Raw genomic sequence first — 18,910 nt, 5'->3', positions numbered from 1 at the left:
CTCTGCGTCATGCCCGGCCTTGTGCCGGGCATCCACGAATTCCTGTCCGCCCGGTGTTCAAGTCGTGGATGGCCGGGACAAGCCCGGCCATGACGGCTGACCTGGCGAGGCAAATCTCGATCACACCGGATCCCACGAGAAGATGTCGGCGGAGCGGTCGAGCGGATAGAAGGAGGACTTCAGCGCCGGCATGCCGTGGCTGGCGAGGCTGTCGCAGGTCCACCCGCCGTCGCGGTGGATGGAGCGGATCGGCCGCGACTGGCCCATCAGGAAGATCTCGTTCATCCGCACCGCGAAGATCTGGCCGGTAACGTCCTTCGCCCGGTCCGAGGCGAGGAAGGCCGAGAGCGGCGCGATCTTCTCGGGCCCCATGGCCTGCATGCGGGCAACGCGCGCCTTCTCGGCTTCCGTCTCCGTCGGGATCGTGCCGATGAGACGGCTCCAGGCGAAGGGCGAGACGCAGTTGGAGCGCACGTTGAACCGCGCCATGTCCAGCGCGATGGATTTCGACAGGCCGACAATGCCGAGCTTGGCGGCGGCATAATTCGCCTGGCCGTAATTGCCGATGAGGCCGGAGGTCGAGGTGAAATGGACGAAGGCGCCAGACTGCTGCTCGCGGAAAATGCGCGCGGCGGCGTGGGAGACGTAGAAGGTGCCCATCAGGTGCACCTTGATGACCAGCTCGAAGTCGGCGACCGACATCTTGTGGAAGATGGCATCGCGCAGGATGCCGGCATTGTTGACCACGGCGTCGAGACCGCCGAAGGCGTCCACCGCGGCCTTGACGATGGCATTGGCCGAGGCCGGCTCGGCGACACTGTCGAAATTGGCGACGGCCTTGCCGCCTTTGCTGCGGATTTCCTCGGCGACCTCCTCGGCCGGCGCGGCGCTGGCGCCCGAGCCGTCGGCGGCGCCGCCGAGATCGTTGACCACCACCTTGGCGCCCTCGGCCGCCGCCGTCAGTGCGATTTCCCGGCCGATGCCGCGGCCCGCGCCGGTGACGATGACCACCTTGTCCTGGAGTGCGCCCGACCCTGCCATGAATGCCGTCCTCGACCGATGTGCCTGCGGCGCAGCCTTCCGCGACGCCGGCTGAACCATAGTCCGTCCGGCCATCCGACGAAATCCCGTTTCAGTCTTCGAAACGCCTGTCTTATGGTGGAGGGGAGCTGTGGCCATCAGAGCCGCGCCAGACATGGAGACGCCGCCGATGACCGCCACCGCCTCCTATTACAGCGAGGAGCACCACCTCTTCCGTGACGCCTGCCGGCGTTTCGTCGCCGAAGAGATCGCCCCGCACCATGCCCGCTGGGAGAAGGAAGGCAAGGTCGACCGCGAGGCCTGGCTGAAGGCCGGCGAGGCCGGGATGCTCCTCACCAACATCCCCGTCGAATATGGCGGCGGCGGCGCCGACTTCCTGACCAGCGCCATCTTCATCGAGGAGATGATGGGCCATGTCTTCACCGGCCCGGGCTTCCGCCTGCACTCCGACATCGTCGCCCCCTATATCCTCAACAACGCCTCGGAGGATCTGAAGCGTCACTGGCTGCCGAAAATGGCCAGCGGCGAGGCCATCGGCGCGCTGGCCATGACCGAGCCGGGGGCCGGCTCCGACGTCCAGGCCATCCGCACCACGGCGATCCGCGACGGCAATCACTGGGTCATCAACGGCCAGAAGACCTTCATCACCAACGGCCAGCTCGCCGACATCATCGTCGTCGCCTGCAAGACAGACCCGAAGGCCGGCGCCAAGGGGGTGAGCCTCATCCTCGTCGAGGCCGACCGGGAGGGCTTCAAGCGCGGCCGCAACCTCGAGAAGATCGGGCTGAAAGCCCAGGACACGTCCGAGCTCTTCTTCGACAATGTCCGCGTGCCCGCCACCAACATCATCGGCGAGGAAGGCCGCGGCTTCGCCTATATGATGAACGAGCTGCCGCGCGAGCGCCTGCTCGTGGCGATTTCCGCCGTTGCGGTGATGGAATCGGCGCTGAAATGGACGGTCGACTACACCCGCGACCGCAAGGCCTTCGGCAAGTCGCTGGCCGATTTCCAGAACACGCGGTTCAAGCTCGCCGAGGTGAAGACCGAGGTGACGGTAGCGCGCGTCTTCCTCGACGACTGCATCGCCAAGTTCCTCAAGGGCGAGTTCGACGTCGCCACCGCCGCCATGGCCAAGTGGTGGCTGACCGAGCTCCAGGGCCGTGTGGTCGACACCTGCCTGCAGCTTCACGGCGGCTACGGCTACATGTGGGAATACCCCATCGCCCGCGCCTATGCCGACAGCCGCATCCAGCGGATCTATGCCGGCACCACCGAAATCATGAAGGAAATCGTCGCCCGCTCGCTGTGAGTGGCGACGGCTGCAGAAGGCAAGTGCGTCCTTCGAGGCTCGCCACCCGACGATGCCTTGGGCATCGTCGGGGCTCGCACCTCAGGATGAGGAGGGTAGTGCGTGGCACCCGCGACGGGATCCAGCGCCCTTACAGGTCTCAAACCTCCCTCATCCTGAGGTGCGAGCCTGAAAGGCGAGCCTCGAAGGACGCACTTGCCCGCTGCAGGTCGCACCCCTGCCATTGGTTCCAACGGACGCTCCCATGCCCATCGACTACGCCAAACTCAAAGCCTGGGCCTTCGCCGATCTCGAGCACAGCTACACGGCGAAGGACACGATCCTCTATGCCCTCGGGGTCGGCTGCGGCGCCGACCCTGTCGATCGCTCGGAGCTCCCCTTCGTCTACGAGGAGGGCCTGAAGGCCCTGCCGACCATGGCCGTTGTGCTCGGCTATCCCGGCTTCTGGCTGAAGGACCCGGCGACCGGAATCGACTGGCGCAAGGTGCTGCATGGCGAGCAAGGCCTCGTCATCCACAAGCCCCTGCCGGCGATCGGCACCGTGATCGGCCGCACCCGCGTCACCGAGATCATCGACAAGGGCCCTGGCAAGGGCGCGCTGCTGCTCTCCGAGCGCGACGTGATCGACAAGGCCTCGGGCGACCTGCTGGCGACGCTGACCTCGACGACGTTCATCCGCGGCGAGGGCGGCTTTGGCGGCCCATCCGGTCCGTCTCCTGAGCCCCATCCGCTCCCCGAGCGGGCGCCGGACATGGCCGTCGACCTGCCGACCCTGCCGCAGGCGGCGCTGATCTATCGCCTGTCCGGCGACTGGAACCCGCTTCACGCCGATCCGGATGTCGCCATCGGTGCGGGGTTCCCGCGGCCGATCCTGCATGGGCTCTGCACCTATGCGGTGGCGGGCCGCGCCATTCTCAAGGCGTGTTGCGACAACGATCCCGCCCGCCTCACGCGGCTCGACCTGCGCTTCTCCGCTCCGGTCCTGCCAGGCGAGACGGTCCGCACCGAGATCTGGCGCGACGGGCGGGAGGTGTCGTTCCGCGCCCGTGTCGTCGAGCGCGACGTGGTTGTGCTCAACAACGGCCGCGCCACGGTGTCGTGACGCGGCTCGCGGTCATCACGCCGGCGTCAGCCCCAGCGCCCTGACGTTCTCGATCCAGACAGGGCCCTCGGTGTCGTAGATTCGCTTGAAATCGGCATGGCCGAGCACGGGATCGTCGATGCCGAAGGTCTCGTTGAGCTTCTGGATGCGCTCGGTGCGCGCCGCCTCCAGCATCAGGTTCGAGATCGTCTCGACCATGGGCTGCGGGATGGAGGACGTGCCGAGGAAGCCGACCCAGCTGAGCAGCCGGAAGACCGGATTGTCGAGGCCCTGCTCCTGGAAGGTCTGGGCGTTCGGCAGCACCCGCATCCGCCGCGTCGAGGGGATGGCGATGGCCGTGCCGGCATTGGCGTCGAGCACCGCCTTGGCAGCGGTGAAGCTGCCGAGCGCGATCTGGCTGTTGCCGGTCAGCACGTCCTGCCACATCGGCGCCTCGCCGCGGTAGTTCACCACCGTCATGTCGAGACCGAACTGCTGGTTCAGCTTGTTGCAGACGATGTGCGCCATGGATCCCGCCGCATAGGAGCCGAAGCTGATCCGGTTCTTGCGGGCATAGTCGACGAACTGGGCGATGTTGCTCGCGCCCGTCGCCTTGGCGGCGACCAGCGGCAGGCTTCCCGTCGGCAGCAGCGCCAGCAGCGAGAAATCCTTGTCGGGGTCGTAGGCGAGGCTCTTGAACATGACGCGGTTGCCGAACAGCGTCGTCGAGATGGTGATCATGATGGTGTGGGCGTCGTCCGGCGCCGACTTCATCGCCTGCGCGGCGATGCCGCCGCCGGCACCGGGGCGGTTCTCCACCACGACGGTCTGGCCGCTCTTCTGGCCGATATACTCGCCATAGGCGCGGGCGAAGGCATCGGTGATGCCGCCGGCCGGGAAGGCGCAGATGATGCGCAGCGGCTTGGTCGGCCAGGCCGCCCCTTGCGCGCGCAGGATGCCAGGGGCGGCGAGGGGCAGGACGGCGCTGGCGGCGACGATGCCGCGGCGAGAGATCAACAGGCTCATGGTGCGTATTCCTCGTGATTCGCGCGGGCTTCTGTGTCCCGCTCGGTCAGGTCGTCGCAGTCTAGGACCGCAGGCAGCCGCCTCGCCCTGTGACCAATCGTCAGGGTGGTTTAGCTCGGCGTGACGCCGAGCCGGTTCAGGTGATCGAGCCAGATGGGGCCTTGCGTCTCGTAGATGTGGCGGAAGAACCGATGGTCCTGCGCCGTATCATCGATCCCGAAGGTGGCGGTGAGGTTGCGGATCCGCTCGGTCTTGCCGGCTTCAACCATCAGGTCCGAAATCTGCTGCACCATCTCCGCCGGCATCGAGGCCTTGCCGAAGAAACCGGCCCAGCTCATCAGGTCGAAAACCGGGTCGGTGAGGCCCTGCTCGGCATAGGTGGCGACATTGGGCAGCGTCGACATGCGCTTGGCGGTCGGCACGGCGATGGCGGTGCCCGCGCCCGTGTCGAGCACGCCCTTCGCGGCGGTGTAGCTGCCCATCGCCACCGCGCTGTTGCCGGTCAGCAGGTCCTGCCACATCGGCGCCTCGCCGCGATAATGGACAATGGTCATGTCGAGGCTGAAGCGACGGTTCAGTTCGGCGCCGACGATATGGGCGAAGGAGCCGGCCGCGTAGGAGCCGAAGCTGGTGCGGTTTTTCCGCGCGAATTCGACGAATTCCGCAATGGTCTTGGCGCCCGTTGCCTTTTGCGCCACCAGTGGCAGGTGGCCTGTCGACATGATCGCCAGGAACGAGAAGTCCTTGTCCGGGTCGTAGGGCAGGTTCTTGAACATGACCCGGTTGCCCAGCATGGTCGACGAGATGGTGATCATCAGCGTGTGCCCATCGTCCGGCGCGCTTTTCAGCGCCTGCGCGGCAATCCCGCCGCCGGCGCCGACGCGATTCTCGACGACGACCGTCTGGCCGCTCTTCTGGGCGATGTAGTCGCCATAGGCGCGGGCATAGCCGTCGGTGATGCCCCCGGCGGGGAAGGCGCAGAGAATGCGGACGGGGCGGTTCGGCCAGGTGCCCTGGGCCTTGAGCAGGCCGGGCGCGGCGACGGCCCCTGCACTGGCGGCGATCAGGCCGCGGCGGGTGATGGACAACGGCATGGGGCTTCCTCTGGACATGGGCCGAGGCGGGGCCTCGTGGGTGTTTTCACCCTTTGGATCTTGCGACCTGATGCGATGCTGTCACGGCCGACAGGACCGGTCAAACCCGCGAAAACCGGCTTTCTGATGTGGAACTCGATCGTCAATCGGCCTTGGCGCCTCCCGGAGCCCAGAGCGTGGCGCGGAACTTGTCGGTGAGGGCGGCGGCGATCTGTGCGGCGGTCTCCTGCAGCGGTCCGAGGAAGCCCTTCACTGCGTCTTCCACGCTGATGACCCCGTGCAGCATCATGATGTTGATGGAGGCGAAGACCTCGTCACCGTCGCGCACCGGCACGCCCATGGCCCAGACGCGCCCGTCGAAGACGTGCTGGCTGTAGCTGTCGTCCATCAGCGCATAGCCCTTCTCGCGCACCTCGGCGAGGAGCTGGGCGAGCTTCTTCGGCTGGCGGGCGAGATCGGTGGACTTCCCCGGAATGGCGGCGAGCAGGGAGATGATCCGTTCCTGCTGCTCCGGCGGGCAGAAGGCGAGATAGGCCCGGCCCATGGAGGTCGAGAGCAGCGGGAAGCGGAAGCCGGGGCGGCGGCTGAACAGCATGGAGCCCGGCTCGCGCGTCGTCTGGGCGACGATCATCGCGTCGCGGTCGAAGATGGCGATGTCGGAGGGCCAGCCGATCTGCTTGCGGAACTCGTGCATGATCGGCTCGGCGACGCCGCCGATCCACAGATGCTGGTCATAGCCGTGGGAGAGCAGCAGGCAGCGCCCGGTCGGCAGATATTCCGACCGCGCCGCGTCGCGCATGACGTAGCCCTCATGCTCCAGCGTCTCGAGCATGCGCACGATGGTCGCCTTGTTGAGGCCCGTCGCCTTGTGCAGCGAGCCGACCGTGGACCGCCGTTCGGCATTCAGCACGCGGAGGATTTCGAGGCCGCGGGACAGCGCGATGACGGGTTCGAACGACGGCATAAGGGCTTCCTGAACTCCCGGAGGGCCGTGGCCGGTCCGGAACGGCGCGATAACACCACAAAGCTCGCCGCCTGTCCCCTGGTGGGGGTCAAACGCTGCGCTGCGCCTTGTCCTTGTCGTTGGCGGACCGGATCATCTCCGCCATCGCCTGCCATTCGCCGTCCGAGAGCCTCGACAGATCGTAGAAATTGCCGCCCGTGGCGTTGTAGCGCGCCCCGTCGATGGCGATGGTCTGGCCGGTCAGGTACTCGCAGCCATCCGCCATGAGGAAGGTCGCGAGGTTCTTCAGCTCGTGCATCTCGCCGTTGCGGCCCATGGGGCTGCCCTGGCGGCCCTTGTCCTGCTCGGCCGCAAGGCCCGGATTGAGCCGCTCCCAGGCGCCCTTGGTCGGGAAGGGGCCCGGCGCGATGGCATTGAGGCGGATGCCGTAGCGACCCCATTCGGCGGCAAGCGACTGGGTCATCACGTTGATGCCGGCCTTGGACATGGCGGAGGGCACGGTGAAGGGCCCACCGTTCCACACCCAGGTCGTCAGGATGGAGATGACCGAAGCCTTGTGGCCGCCGGCGATCCAGCGCTTGCCGCAGGCGAGCGTCACATAGAACGAGCCGTGGAAGACGATCCCTGCAATCGCGTCGAAGCCGCGCGGCGAGAGGTCCTTGGTCGGGCTGATGAAGTTGCCGGCGGCGTTGTTGACGAGGCCGGTCAGCGGCCCCATGGCGAAGATCTCCTCGATCATCTCCTCCACCGCCTGGGCAACGCGGATATCGACCGAATGGGTGTGCACCTGGCCGCCATGCCGGTCCATCAGCTCTCTTGCCGTGTCGTCGAGCACGCCCTTGCGCCGCCCGCAGATATGCACTGTCGCGCCGAGCCGGAGGTAGTCTTCCGCCATCTCCCGGCCCAGGCCGGTGCCGCCGCCGGTCACCAGGATGCGCTTGCCGGCGAGAAGGCCGTCCTTGAACATGGTCGTCATCGCGTCTCTCCCCGCGGGCTCTCAGCGGCCCTTGAAGTCTGGCTTGCGCTTGGCCTTGAAGGCGCTGACGCCCTCGTCGAAATCCTCGCTGCCGAAGGCGACCACCTGGGACATGGCCTCCTGCTCGAGGAAACCCTCGATCGGCAGTTCATAGGCGCGGCGCATCAGTCGCTTGGTGAGGCCGAGGGAGACGGTCGGCCCGGCCGCTAGCGCCCGGGCCAGCTCCATCGCCGCCGTCATCAGCGCATCCGGTTCGGCAAGGCGGGCAACCAGCCCCATGGCATGGGCTTCCTCGGCGCCGACCTCGCGGTTGGTGAGCAGGATGTCGCTGGCGCGCTGGAAGCCGACGGCCCTTGGGAGGGTGTAGGCGAGGCCGAGGTCGGCCACCGCTCCGAGGCCCGAAAAGCCCGCCTTGAACCGGGCGTCGCGCGCCGCGACGATGAGGTCGGCGGTGAGCGCCAGCGACAGGCCGGCGCCGGCCGCAGCGCCATTCACCGCGGCGATGATCGGCTTGTCGGCAGTGAGGAGTGGGATAAGCCAGCGATAGGTGCGGGTCATTCGCGTCTTCACCGACAGCGTCGCCCGGTCGTCCATGGAGCGGATGTCACCGCCGGCGCAAAACGCCTTGCCCGTGCCGGTGATGACGATCGCCCGCACTGCCGGATCGGCGAGCAGGCCCGGCAGATGTGTCTCGATCCCCGCCTTGATGCCCACCGACATGGCGTTCATCGACTTCGGCTCGTTGAGGATGAGGGTGGCGACCGCCCCCGTCCTCTCCACCCGGACCGATTCGCCGGCACCCTCGCTCATGTCCATTCTCCCGATGCGTCCGGTTCCGCCGGACGAAGCATCGTTTCAGTGGACGAAATCGGCGGGACGAATGCCACTCCCCATTTCGGGCAGGGGCGTCAGGGCCGGGTGAGCACCAGCGGCCGGTTGTCGGCGGGCGTCTTTACCCAGCGCCCGCCATCCTCGCGGCGGAAGGACAGGGTGCCGCCCTTGCCGAGGATGACGAGGATCTCGCGATCCAGCCGCCAGGAGGTGAGGCCGAGCGCGGCGACCGATCGCTCGCAGCCGCTGGCGACATCGAGGGCAAAGCGCTGCTCCAGGGCACCCGCATCCGCCGCCAGCTCCTGCTTCAGGCCGAGACTGCACAGGGCGCGGCCGGTGGGCTGGCCAAGGCTCCAGCCGCCGGCGACATCGTCCGCCGTGGGCAGGGCGCGCCCGGCGATCCCGAGATTGGTGAGGAAATAGACGGTGGGATCGCCGGCCCGGAGCGATTCGAAAATGCCGACCTCGGTCTCCTCGAAATCGAAGGCCGGCTGTCCCGCACGGTCGAGCCAGCGGATGGCTCCGGTCGGCGCCACCGACCAGGCCGCGACATTGGCGACCGCCGGGAAGGCGGCAGCGCAGCCCTCGGCGAGCGTCAGGCCGCGTCCAGGCCCTGCCCGCTCGGCGCGGAAGGTCACGCCGCATTTGCGGCTGCCCGACGGGTTCGACAGCTCCCAGGGGCCGACGGCGCGCTCCACCAGCGCCGCCTCGGATTGGGTGGCGGGGGCCTGGGCGATGGCGGGCGCCGGGATGGCGATGGCGGCAAGGAGAAGGAGGGCAGGAACCATGGGCCGATTTGAAACGCGAAACCGTGCGCTCGTCCACTCGCCGTCAGTTGTCCCGCAGCCTGAGGCAGGACAGGTCTGCGGCACCCGCCCGGCGGGTGATGATCGCCGCCTTGCGCCGCACCCCCGGTCCCGGCGCCCGGGCATCGCGGCGGATCGGGTTCGGCAGGATGGAGACGAGGAGGGCCGCCTCGCCCGTGGTCAGCCGTGCGGCCGGCTTGCCGAAGGCCCGCTGCGCCCCGGCTTCGATGCCGAACTCGCCGCCCGGGCCCCATTCGGCGACGTTAAGATAGATCTCCATCATCCGCCGTTTCGACCAGACGAGGTCGATCATCAGGGCGAGCGGGATTTCGAGCCCCTTGCGGAGGATCGCCGTCGGCCCGGTGTCGCCCTGCCAGAGGAAGAGGTTGCGCGCGACCTGCATCGGCAGGGTGGACGCGCCCCGGCTCGGCCCGTCTTCGTCGTCGATCACCGCGAGGAGCTCGCGCCAGTCGACGCCGCGATGGCGGCAGAACTGGCCGTCTTCCGAGGCGATGAGCACGGCCGGGACCGCGCGCGCCACCTGGTCGAGCGGCACGATGGTGCGCGTGTAGCCCTGCAGCGTCACCATGCGCCAGACCATTCGGGTCGAGATCGGCGTCACCACCGTATAGACCAGCGCCAGGACGAGGGGCGTCAGGGCAAGGACAAGGCCGACGAGGACCAGGCGGCGGAGGAAGCGGAGCATGACCATCGCATCGGAGGGAACGACCACTCCCGGCGGGGAGCGGCGGGTGCGCGGCATCGACGGATGTCCCGCCGGCTGGATCGCCGTGACGATCGCCGCCGAGGGTCCGCTTGCGCCGAGCGTCACGATAGCGCGCGATTTCGCCGATCTCACCGCGGATGTCGAAAAAATCGCCGTCGACATGCCCATCGGCCTGCCCGAGCGGGCGGGACCCGGCGGCCGGGGACCTGAAACGCTGGTTCGCCCGCTGCTCGGCGAGCGTCAGTCCTCGGTCTTTTCGGTTCCCTCCCGCGCCGCGGTCGAGGCGGAGGACTATCGGGAGTGCTGCCGGCTTGCGCTCGAGACCTCCGACCCGCCCCGCAAGGTGTCGAAACAGGCCTTTTTCCTCTTTCCCAAGATTCGCGAGATCGACCGCCTGCTGCGCGCCACGCCCGCTCTTCTCGACCGCGTCCACGAGGTCCATCCCGAACTCGCCTTCTGGCGGCTCAACGGCGATGCGGCCGTGCCGGAGCCGAAGAAGGTGAAGTCGCGCCCCCACCCGCCGGGCCTCGCCTATCGCCGCGCGCTGCTGGTCGCGGCCGGCTTTCCCGAGGCACTGCTCGCCGCCCCGCCGCGTGGCGCCGGGCCCGACGACCTGCTCGACGCTGCGGTGAATGCGTGGGTCGCCCGCCGGCTGCTCGCCGGCACGGCGCGGCCCTTCCCCGATCCGCCGCTACGCGATGCGCATGGCCTGCCCGTTGCGATCTGGGCTTGACCCGGCGCGCCGGCCGGGCTCCGGTGCCCGGCTCCCAAGGACAGACCCATGCTGACGCCCGACGACATCCGCGCCGCCCATGCCCGCATTGCCGGCCATATTCGCCGCACGCCGACCCTGGTGCTCCCGGCCGAGACCTTCGGCACGCCGGTGCCTGTGGCGATGAAGCTCGAATTCCTGCAGGTGACCGGGACGTTCAAGGCCCGCGGTGCCTTCAACACCCTGCTCGGCGGCACCATGCCGGCGGCCGGCGTCTGTGCGGCCTCCGGCGGCAATCACGGCATTGCCGTCGCCCATGCCGCGGCGACGCTCGGCATTCCCGCCCGCATCTTCGTCCCCGAGATCTCCTCGCCCGCCAAGATCGCCCGCATCCGCGAGACTGGCGCCGACCTCGTCGTCGGTGGCGCCCGCTATGCCGAGGCGCTGGCCGCCTGCGAGGCCTTTGCGGCCGAGACCGGCGCGCACTCGGTCCACGCCTATGACGCCTGGCCGACCATGGCGGGCCAGGGCACGGTCGGGCTCGAATGGGAGGCCGATGCCGGCCCGCTCGACACCGTCCTCGTCGCCGTCGGCGGCGGCGGACTGATCGGCGGCATCGCGACCTGGTTCGGGCGGCGGGTGAAGGTCGTCGGCGTCGAGCCGGAGGGCTCGCGCGCGCTGCACGCGGCGCTCGCCGCCGGCGGGCCGGTGGATGTCGATGTCGCCTCGGTCGCCGCCGATTCGCTTGGCGCCCGCAACGTCTTCTCCCGCGTCTACGACACCGCCGCAGCCCATGTGGACCATGTCGTCCTCGTCTCCGACGACGCCATCCGCGAGGCGCAGAAGCGGCTCTGGCTCGGCCTGCGGGCGGCGAGCGAACCGGGCGGCGCGGCAGCGCTCGCGGCCCTCACCTCGGGCGCCTATCGCCCCGCCCCGGGCGAGCGCGTCGGCGTCCTGGCCTGCGGCGCCAATGTCGATCTGGCGGCCCTTGCGACGACGGTCGCGTCCTGAACGATCCGTGATCGTTTGCCGCCTTGAAATGGTGGTTTTTGAGGACGACCATGGTAGCTTGTGCAGTGCACGAGGCTCGAACCGGAGCGGATCTTGAGCGACGGCATGGACAAGGACCGCCCCCGGGATCGCGGCGACGATCAGGCCCCCGCCCGCAGCGGCTATGATCTCGCGCTGGCCCATGCCATCGACCGCGCCCGCCTCGTGCTGCTCTGGGAGCGCGTCTGGCCGCGGCTCGTCCTCTTCCTCGTCATTTTCGGCGGCGTTCTCGCCGTGTCCTGGCTCGGCTTCTGGCAGGTCGTGCCCTATTGGGCGCGCTTCGGCGGCGTCCTCTTCGTCCTCGCCCTCCTCGTCGGCGCGGCTTGGCCGCTGCTGACCATTCGCCGACCGAGCGAGCAGGAGGCCCTGCGCCGCATCGATCGCATGACGGAGGGCGGCCATCGCCCCGCCACGGCGCTCGCCGACGACCTCGCCACCTCCAACGACCCCTTTGCCAAGGCGCTCTGGGCCGAGCATCGCGCCCGCGTTGCCGCGGCCGCCGGCCGGCTGCGCACCGGCATCCCGACGCCGCGCATGCCGGCGCTCGACCGCTATGCCGTCCGCGCCCTCGCCCTTCTGCTGATCGTTCCGGCCTATTTCCTCGCCGGTGACGAGCGCATGGCGCGGCTGATGACCGCCTTCGACTGGCGGGCGCCGCCGACGCCCATCACCTACCGCATCGACGCCTGGGTGACGCCGCCGGCCTATACCGCCCGCCCGCCGGTGATCCTGCCGACGCGCCGCTCCGGCGAGGCCGCCCCCGCCCAGGGCGAGCCCGAGATCTTCCGCGTTCCCGCCGGCTCCGTGGTGACGCTGCGCGTCGCCGGCCTTGCCGATGTCGCGGTGAAGCCTGAGGGCGGCGTCGCTGAGGCGCCGGCCCCCGAACGCTCCGCCAATGCCGCGGCGACCACTGGCGCGCCCGCTCCCGCCGCGTCGCAGCCCAATGCCGCCGCCCTCGCCGAGACCCGCTGGACGGTGAGCCGTGCCGGCACCCTTGCCGTCAGTGGCACTGGCGCCGCGCCCCTCGTCTGGCGCTTCGAGGCCATCGCCGATGGTGCGCCGACCATTGCCTTCGAGCGTCCGCCCCAGACCGATCCGCGCAACCAGATGGTGCTCTCCTACAAGGTCGAGGACGATTACGGGGTGAAGGAGGCCGAGGCCACCATGACCCTGGCGCCGTCGGCGCAGGCGCTGCAGCGCCCCGGCGCGCGGCCCCTCGCCGAGCTCTCCGCCCTACCCCTCACCCTGCCGCAGGCGCGCACCCGCTCTGGCAACGGCCAGACGGCGCGCGACTTTACCACCCATCCCTTCGCTGGACTGCAGGTGGCGGTGAAGCTCAAGGCCCGCGACGATGCCGGCAACGAAGGCTTCTCCGACACGCTCTATGGCACCCTGCCGCAGCGGGTTTTCTCCAAGCCGATCCCCCGCGTCCTCATCGAGCAGCGCCGGCTGCTCGCGCTCGACGCCAATGCCGCCCCGCGCGTCGCCCGGGCGCTGGAGGCGCTGACCACGGCGCCGGATATCTTCAGCCTCGAGACGCCGGTTTATCTCGGCCTGCGCACCGCCTATTTCCGCATCGTCCGCGCCCGCAACGACGAGGCCCTGCGCGAGGTCATGGACTATCTCTGGGACATCGCCGTGCGCATGGAGGACGGCGACGTCTCCGAGGCCGAGCGCGCCGTCTCACAGGCCGCCGAGCGCCTGCGCCAGGCCATCGAGCGCGGCGCCTCCGAGGAGGAGATCCGCCGCCTGTCGCAGGACCTGCGCCAGGCCATGGACCGGCTGATGCGCGAGCTTGCCGAACAGGCGCTGCGCAACCGTCAGGACGGCCGCAACCAGCAGCAGCAGCAGGCCCAGCGCGACCCGAACACCCGCACGGTCCGCCCGCAGGACCTGCGCGACATGCTCAACCGCATCGAGAACCTCGCCCGCAATGGCGCCCGCGATCAGGCACAGCGCCTGATGCAGGAGCTCCAGCAGATGCTGCAGGGCCTGCAGGCCGGCCGGCAGCAGCAACAGCAGCAGCAGGGTGAGAACGGTGAGGGCGGCGAACAGGGCGAGAGCCCGCTCGACCGGCTTGCCGACATGATCCGTCGCCAGCAGCAGCTGCGCGACGACACGTTCCGTCGCCAGCAGGAACAGCGCCGCGCCCAGCGGAACCAGCAGCAGCAGCGCAACGGCCAGCGCGGCCAGCAGGGCCAGCAGCAGCAGCCGGGACAACAGGGCGAGCAGGGTGAGCAGGGCTTCGACCAGCTCGGTGACGCCCAGCGTCAGCTGCGCGAGCTGCTTGACCAGCTGCGCGAGGAGCTCGGCCGGCAGGGCCAGGGCGGCGAGGGTCAGGAAGGCCAGCAGGGCCAGGGACCCGGTGGCTCAGAGGCTGGCCGGCAGGCGCAGGAAGGCCTTGATGGGGCCGGCCGCGCCATGCGCGAGGCCGAGGACGCTCTCGGCCGCGGCAACGGCCAGGGCGCGACAGATGCGCAGGGCCGTGCTTTGCGCAATCTTCAGCGCGGCGCGCAGGGTCTCGCCCAGCAGATGCAGGAAGGCCAGGGCCAGGGTCAGGGTCCCGGCCAGCCGGGCCAGGACGGACAGGCCGGCCGCCTCGGCCAGGCGGGCAACCAGGATTACGATCCGCTTGGACGTCCGACCCGCGGCCGCGAGGCCAATGACAATTCCGACGTCCGCATCCCCAATGCCGGCGAGGGCGCCGCCCAGCGCGCGCAGCGGGTATTGGAGGAGCTGCGCCGCCGCCTCTCCGAGCAGGACCGTCCGCAGCTTGAGATGGACTATCTCGAGCGCCTGCTCCGCGGCTTGCAGATCCAGTAAAGCGCGTCGCCGGGCTCAGGCCTCGGCGGCGGGAAGCTCCCACACCTCGCCCGGGCGGATCGCCCGGAAGGTCTCCGGCGCGATGCCACGTTCGGCGAGAGCCGCCGCCAGCGCCTCGCGCGGCGCCTCGATGGCCTCGTTGGTGAGCTGAACCGTGCCCCAGTGATGTGCGAGCGCGCGCCTGGCTCCGCAATCCAGCATCACCTGCACCGCCTCGGCCGGATTCATGTGCTGGTCGCGCATGAACCAACGCGGCTCATAGGCGCCGATTGGCAGGATGGCGAGGCGGAAGCCGCCGAAGCGCCGCTTGGCCTCGCGGAAATGATGGCCGTCGCCATAGCCGGTGTCGCCGATGTGGTAGACGAGCCCGCCGGGGGCCTCGAGCACGAAGGCCGCCCACAGCGCCTTGTTGCGGTCGAAGATGCCGCGCGCCGACCAGTGCCGCATCGGCGCCAGATGCACCGCCATGCCGTTACCGATCTCGACGCGGTCGCCCCAGTCATGCGCCTCGGCGCGGATGGCGGCGTCATGGCCTTTCATGATCGCGTCCTGGCCGAGGGGCGTGATCACCCGCGGCTGGTGCACGGCCTGGAGGCGCGACAGCGTGGACAGGTCGAGATGGTCGTAATGGCCGTGGCTGACGAGAACCACGTCGATCTTGGGCAGGTCCTCGAAGGCGATTCCCGGTGGGTTCGCGCGCTTTGGCCCGGCGAAGGAGACCGGCGACATCCGCTCCGACCAGACCGGGTCCATGAGGATGTTGAGGCCGCGCGTCTGCAACAGGAAGCTCGCATGGCCGATATAGCTCAGCCTGATCGCCTCGCCCTCGACCCTGGCCGGCGGCTTGTCGCTGGCGGCGAGCGGCCAGGTCTCGGGCCAGCGCGCCTTCTCGTCATCGCCGAACTGCCAGCGCAGCAGGTCGGTCAAGGGCTTCGGCGGCACGCCATGCGGGTCGAAGAAGCGCGTCCCGTCGAAATGGTCGCTCACCGGGCCGGTGTAATAGGCCTGCCGGCTGAAGGCGAAGGCACCGCCTGCGCCGCCGATCAGCGGCATGCCGGCGAGAAGCGCCAGCAGCCGCCGGCGGCTGAAGCGGCGGGATGTCTGCGGAGGGGGAGAAGCGTCGGGGGGCGCCATGGGGAGGGAGACTAGCCGCCGGTCATGGGCGGAAAAAAGGCAATCTCCTCGGCATCGTCGAGGCTCGCATCCGGCTTCACGTGAACCTGATCGAGTGCCGCGCGGATCACCGTTCGGTTCTCGAAGGCATGAGCATAGGTCTCGTCGAGCGAGATCAGATGGTCGATGAGGTCGGAGACGGTGCGCACATCGGGCGGCACGTCGATCTCCTCCGAGGACTTGCCGATACGCTCGCGCACCCAGGCGAAATAGAGGACCTTCACCGCTCGTCTTCCTCGATCAGGTGCCCGGCGCCGGCGCGGAAATAGTCGTAGCCGGTGTAGAGGGTGAGGATCGCCGCCGCCCAGAGCAGGACGATGCCGATGAGCGTCACGCCCGGCACGATCTTGTCACCCGCGGGGCCGGCGATGAGGAAGCCGACGGCCACAAGCTGCACCGCCGTCTTCCACTTGGCGAGCCGCGTCACCGGCACGGAGACGCGCAGCTCCGCGAGGAATTCGCGCAGGCCCGAGACAAGGATCTCACGGGCGAGGATGACCATGGCCGCCCAGAGCGACCAGCCCAAGATGGTGCCGTCGGCGGCGAGGAAGAGCAGGACGACGCCCACCAGCAGCTTGTCGGCGATCGGGTCGAGCATCCGGCCGATGGCGGAGTGCTGCTGCCAGGCCCGGGCAAGGTAGCCGTCGAAATAGTCCGTGATGGCGGCGGCGACGAAGATGCCGAGCGCCACCCAGCGCAGCCAAATCCCACCCTCGTAGATGACCTGGACGAAAAGACAGGCGCCCACCAGCGGCACCGCCACCACGCGGCCGTAGGTCAGCAGGTTGGGAACGCTGTAGGTTCCCCCGCCGCGCCGGCGGGTGATCGGATCGGCCGAACTCATGATCTTGTGATGGACGAGGGGGCGCTTCGGGTCAATGGAATCCCTCGTTCGGGCCCTGCGGCTGTTGGACAGAACCGCGTGAAGGTCTAGAACCCGAGCCATGACGCTGAGCTCCACCACCCCCCGCGGATCCGCCCTCGGCGCGGTCGTCCTCGCCCGTCCCTGGCTCTCCGCGGCGCTGTTCATCGCCGCAGCCGGCACGGGGGCCATTCTCGGCGCCTATTTCTTCGAGTTCGTCGTCGGCCTCTCGCCCTGCCCGCTCTGCCTGCAGCAGCGCGTGCCCTATTACGCGGTGATCCCGGCGGCGCTGGTCGTCGCGGGGCTGGCCTGGAAGCGGGCCCCGGCGCCGGTGATCCGCCTCGGGCTCCTCGTCCTCGCAGGGCTGATGATCTGGGGCGCTGGCCTCGGCATCTATCATGCCGGCGCCGAATGGGGCTTCTGGCCGGGGCCGACGACCTGCGCCCAACCGGCCGTCATCGCCCGCAATCCCGCCGACCTCTTGCGCCAGATCCAGACGGCGAAGCCGCTGGCGGACTGCACGGTGGCGGCCTGGCGCTTCCTCGGCGTGTCGCTGGCGGGCTGGAACGCGCTGATCGCCACGGTGCTGGCCGCATTGGCGCTGGTGGCGGCCAGCCGGCCGCGCGAGACCGCCTGAGCCTCACGGCTCCAGTTCGGTGTCCCAGTAGAGATAGTCCATCCAGCTCTCGTGCAGATAATTCGGCGGGAAGAGCCGGCCATTGGCGTGCAGGTCCTGCACCGACGGCGCGAAGGGCAGGCGGGCCAGGGCCAGCCCGGATTCCTTCAGGGTCATCGAGCCCTTGCGCAGGTTGCAGGGCGAGCAGGCGGTGAGCACGTTGTCCCAGGTGGTCTGGCCGCCCTTGGAGCGCGGGATGAGGTGGTCGAATGTCAGATCCTCGCCATGACCGCAATATTGGCAGCGGAAGCGGTCGCGCAGTTCTCTGTAGTGAGGACATATTGCTGCACCGAACACGCTTTTTGATCATGGTGCTATTCAAGCGCTACCCTGATGGGAAAGCCCCGGCTGAGCTGGTCGGGGTTGCTCAGCCGGGGCTTTTGATCGATCTGGCCCCAAAGTGGCAGGGATCACGTAATATGGAGATAGTTTGCCGAGCTATTCTTCCTCGCAATTAAGCGAGACAACAAAAACCATATCAGTCGTTCCGCCTGAAACGTAGGCGAACCGATGTGACGGGGAGAGGGCGAGTGTTCGGGTAAAGTCCGTAGTGATCGCAGTTGCAAGAGAAGCAGCGCATAAGGACAGACAGCGCATCCAAAGCGGAAATGAACGCCGCAAATGTAAGAATAAGCGTATAGAATGGCAAAACAGTATTACAAAGGCGTGCGCTTACGAACGATGTGGGAGCGCTGCACGTGTTCGCCGACTGCTAAGTCGAAAAGAACGCTCACGTCTACGCCGAGTGCAAGAGCGATCTGCTCGACGCGCTCTATAGTCGGATTATACAGTCCACGTTCTAGAGCGCTAATGTATGCGCGATCAACTCCGACGCGCGTCGCGAGTTCAGCTTGTGTGATGCCGATCTCAATCCTTTGTCGGCGGACATTGGATGATACACGCGTTCTTACGCCCATTCGCTATTGAATGAACGCAACCCTTTCGCCTGGCGACGCAATATATTACGCATTAGAGGATGCTGATTCGCGCCGGGAGTTGTCCTTGTCGAGCGACGTAGTAGCCCCTGGCTTCAGTGACGGCTTTCGTACGACCGTATCGATTTCGTCCGTACGGGGACGTCCGGGTTATGATTGCGACGTGAAGTGTGAGTCGTCGTGGCCAGAGGTAGTGGATGCAGCCCGGCATCTTGCTGAATGGCTGGAAGCCCAAGGCTTTCACCACGATGTATTTTGCTCAGGATCGAGCCGCGCTTGGATACGCTTTCGCATATTCAGCGTATCAGAGCTTGTGGCCATTGAGCTAATGAAGAAATGGGCCGGAGTGCAGATTATTGATGATCGAAGAGATGTGTGTGACTTAGACCAGTTTGAGGCCAGGCTCTTAAACGTAACGCGAGAATTTGCGAGAGTAGCGGAACAACTGCAGGCGTGTCAACTTAATCGCGGGCCTCGTAAAAATAACGCCAGGAATACAGCGGCCCGTGGCACCTAGAATGGACAGTGGTGGGATCGTCCAGGGTGTAGTGGTGCGGTTGAGATCTGGTGGTCCGAACATGACTGTCGAGAGCGTAGATGATCAAGGAAAGGTACATTGCGTGTGGTTCCAAGCCGGCAAAGGGCGCCTGGAATGCAGGGCATTCGTTGTCGCTGCGCTTGAATGTAGATAGGCGTGGAATAAGGACCCCGTTTTCGGGGTGATCGGCGTCCAAACGGGACCCCCGCGATGTTGGGTCCACAGTGCCTCCGGGTTGATCGGAGGCGAGTTTGGGATGCTGGTTGTGGAGACGATTGCGAAGATC

At 67.9% G+C, this 18,910-nt stretch carries 19 protein-coding genes and 1 pseudogene; 7 read left to right on the top strand and 13 right to left on the bottom strand.

Translation table 11 applies throughout. From position 1 onward, the window contains the following. Positions 1–120 precede the first annotated feature (120 nt). A complete protein-coding gene (locus O9344_RS19860; protein WP_298481342.1) occupies positions 121–1,041 on the bottom strand; it encodes an SDR family oxidoreductase in 921 nt (306 codons plus the stop codon). A gap of 169 nt (positions 1,042–1,210) precedes the next feature. Here O9344_RS19860 and O9344_RS19855 point away from each other — a divergent pair, with 169 nt between their 5' ends. Next, positions 1,211–2,350 carry an acyl-CoA dehydrogenase family protein gene (locus tag O9344_RS19855; RefSeq protein WP_298481340.1) on the top strand — a complete coding sequence of 380 codons (1,140 nt, stop codon included), beginning with the start codon at positions 1,211–1,213 and terminating at the stop codon, positions 2,348–2,350. Between the two features lie 244 nt (positions 2,351–2,594). Further along, positions 2,595–3,452, top strand: coding sequence for a MaoC/PaaZ C-terminal domain-containing protein (locus O9344_RS19850; RefSeq protein ID WP_298481338.1), 858 nt, complete (start codon positions 2,595–2,597; stop codon positions 3,450–3,452). A 15-nt stretch (positions 3,453–3,467) separates the two neighbouring features. Here the strand turns inward: O9344_RS19850 and O9344_RS19845 are convergent, their stop codons facing one another. The 7 genes from O9344_RS19845 to O9344_RS19815 all read right to left on the bottom strand — a co-directional run bounded on the left by O9344_RS19845 (position 3,468) and on the right by O9344_RS19815 (position 9,834). Continuing rightward, complete coding sequence (locus O9344_RS19845; protein WP_298481336.1) at positions 3,468–4,457, bottom strand: tripartite tricarboxylate transporter substrate binding protein; 990 nt, start codon at positions 4,455–4,457, stop codon at positions 3,468–3,470. 110 nt (positions 4,458–4,567) lie between these two features. Further along, positions 4,568–5,551: a tripartite tricarboxylate transporter substrate binding protein gene (locus O9344_RS19840; RefSeq protein ID WP_298481334.1), complete on the bottom strand. Its 984-nt coding sequence runs from the start codon at positions 5,549–5,551 to the stop codon at positions 4,568–4,570. Between the two features lie 142 nt (positions 5,552–5,693). Continuing rightward, positions 5,694–6,515 carry an IclR family transcriptional regulator C-terminal domain-containing protein gene (locus O9344_RS19835; RefSeq protein ID WP_298481332.1) on the bottom strand — a complete coding sequence of 274 codons (822 nt, stop codon included), beginning with the start codon at positions 6,513–6,515 and terminating at the stop codon, positions 5,694–5,696. A gap of 88 nt (positions 6,516–6,603) precedes the next feature. Then, positions 6,604–7,482 carry an SDR family oxidoreductase gene (locus O9344_RS19830; protein ID WP_298481373.1) on the bottom strand — a complete coding sequence of 293 codons (879 nt, stop codon included), beginning with the start codon at positions 7,480–7,482 and terminating at the stop codon, positions 6,604–6,606. Between the two features lie 30 nt (positions 7,483–7,512). After that, positions 7,513–8,301, bottom strand: coding sequence for an enoyl-CoA hydratase-related protein (locus O9344_RS19825; protein ID WP_298481330.1), 789 nt, complete (start codon positions 8,299–8,301; stop codon positions 7,513–7,515). 98 nt (positions 8,302–8,399) lie between these two features. Then, on the bottom strand, positions 8,400–9,110 hold the full coding sequence (locus O9344_RS19820) for an AprI/Inh family metalloprotease inhibitor (RefSeq protein ID WP_298481328.1): 711 nt from the start codon (positions 9,108–9,110) through the stop codon (positions 8,400–8,402). A 43-nt stretch (positions 9,111–9,153) separates the two neighbouring features. Continuing rightward, a complete protein-coding gene (locus tag O9344_RS19815) occupies positions 9,154–9,834 on the bottom strand; it encodes a transglycosylase domain-containing protein (RefSeq protein WP_298481326.1) in 681 nt (226 codons plus the stop codon). Here O9344_RS19815 and O9344_RS19810 point away from each other — a divergent pair. The 3 genes from O9344_RS19810 (at position 9,833) to O9344_RS19800 (ending at position 14,440) form a co-directional block, all read left to right on the top strand. Continuing rightward, positions 9,833–10,588 carry a DUF429 domain-containing protein gene (locus O9344_RS19810; protein ID WP_298481325.1) on the top strand — a complete coding sequence of 252 codons (756 nt, stop codon included), beginning with the start codon at positions 9,833–9,835 and terminating at the stop codon, positions 10,586–10,588. The genes O9344_RS19815 and O9344_RS19810 overlap by 2 nt on opposite strands. A 48-nt stretch (positions 10,589–10,636) precedes the next feature. Further along, positions 10,637–11,578 carry a threonine/serine dehydratase gene (locus tag O9344_RS19805; RefSeq protein ID WP_298481323.1) on the top strand — a complete coding sequence of 314 codons (942 nt, stop codon included), beginning with the start codon at positions 10,637–10,639 and terminating at the stop codon, positions 11,576–11,578. Between the two features lie 93 nt (positions 11,579–11,671). Then, positions 11,672–14,440, top strand: coding sequence for a TIGR02302 family protein (locus O9344_RS19800; protein ID WP_298481321.1), 2,769 nt, complete (start codon positions 11,672–11,674; stop codon positions 14,438–14,440). A gap of 15 nt (positions 14,441–14,455) precedes the next feature. On the opposite strand, the gene O9344_RS19795 is transcribed toward O9344_RS19800, so the two are convergent. The 3 genes from O9344_RS19795 to pgsA form a co-directional block, all read right to left on the bottom strand. Then, positions 14,456–15,493 carry an MBL fold metallo-hydrolase gene (locus tag O9344_RS19795; protein WP_298481371.1) on the bottom strand — a complete coding sequence of 346 codons (1,038 nt, stop codon included), beginning with the start codon at positions 15,491–15,493 and terminating at the stop codon, positions 14,456–14,458. Between the two features lie 92 nt (positions 15,494–15,585). Continuing rightward, entirely contained in the window at positions 15,586–15,837 is a 252-nt protein-coding gene (moaD, locus tag O9344_RS19790; RefSeq protein WP_298481319.1) for a molybdopterin converting factor subunit 1, read from the bottom strand. Next, a complete protein-coding gene (gene pgsA, locus O9344_RS19785) occupies positions 15,834–16,457 on the bottom strand; it encodes a CDP-diacylglycerol--glycerol-3-phosphate 3-phosphatidyltransferase (RefSeq protein ID WP_298481317.1) in 624 nt (207 codons plus the stop codon). Before pgsA ends, moaD begins: the two co-directional genes overlap by 4 nt. Before the next feature lie 100 nt (positions 16,458–16,557). Here pgsA and O9344_RS19780 point away from each other — a divergent pair, with 100 nt between their 5' ends. Further along, a complete protein-coding gene (locus O9344_RS19780; protein WP_298481315.1) occupies positions 16,558–17,112 on the top strand; it encodes a disulfide bond formation protein B in 555 nt (184 codons plus the stop codon). A 3-nt stretch (positions 17,113–17,115) separates the two neighbouring features. On the opposite strand, the pseudogene O9344_RS19775 reads toward O9344_RS19780, so the two are convergent. Together O9344_RS19775 and O9344_RS19770 are read right to left on the bottom strand one after the other, a co-directional pair. Next, positions 17,116–17,412 (bottom strand): annotated as a pseudogene (locus tag O9344_RS19775) (HNH endonuclease); the annotation flags it as partial. 395 nt (positions 17,413–17,807) lie between these two features. Beyond that, the gene (locus O9344_RS19770) at positions 17,808–18,068 is read right to left on the bottom strand and encodes a helix-turn-helix transcriptional regulator (RefSeq protein ID WP_298481313.1); all 261 of its coding nucleotides are present in this window, start codon (positions 18,066–18,068) and stop codon (positions 17,808–17,810) included. A 536-nt stretch (positions 18,069–18,604) separates the two neighbouring features. Between O9344_RS19770 and O9344_RS20140 the strand changes: the two genes are divergently transcribed. Further along, positions 18,605–18,778 carry a DUF2158 domain-containing protein gene (locus O9344_RS20140; protein ID WP_363321953.1) on the top strand — a complete coding sequence of 58 codons (174 nt, stop codon included), beginning with the start codon at positions 18,605–18,607 and terminating at the stop codon, positions 18,776–18,778. Positions 18,779–18,910 lie beyond the last annotated feature (132 nt).

It is taken from the genome of Phreatobacter sp., assembly GCF_027532945.1.
Taxonomy (GTDB): Bacteria; Pseudomonadota; Alphaproteobacteria; order Rhizobiales; family Phreatobacteraceae; genus Phreatobacter.
The sequence above is the reverse complement of the archived record's forward strand: the minus strand, read 5'-3'. Positions and strand labels throughout refer to the sequence as shown.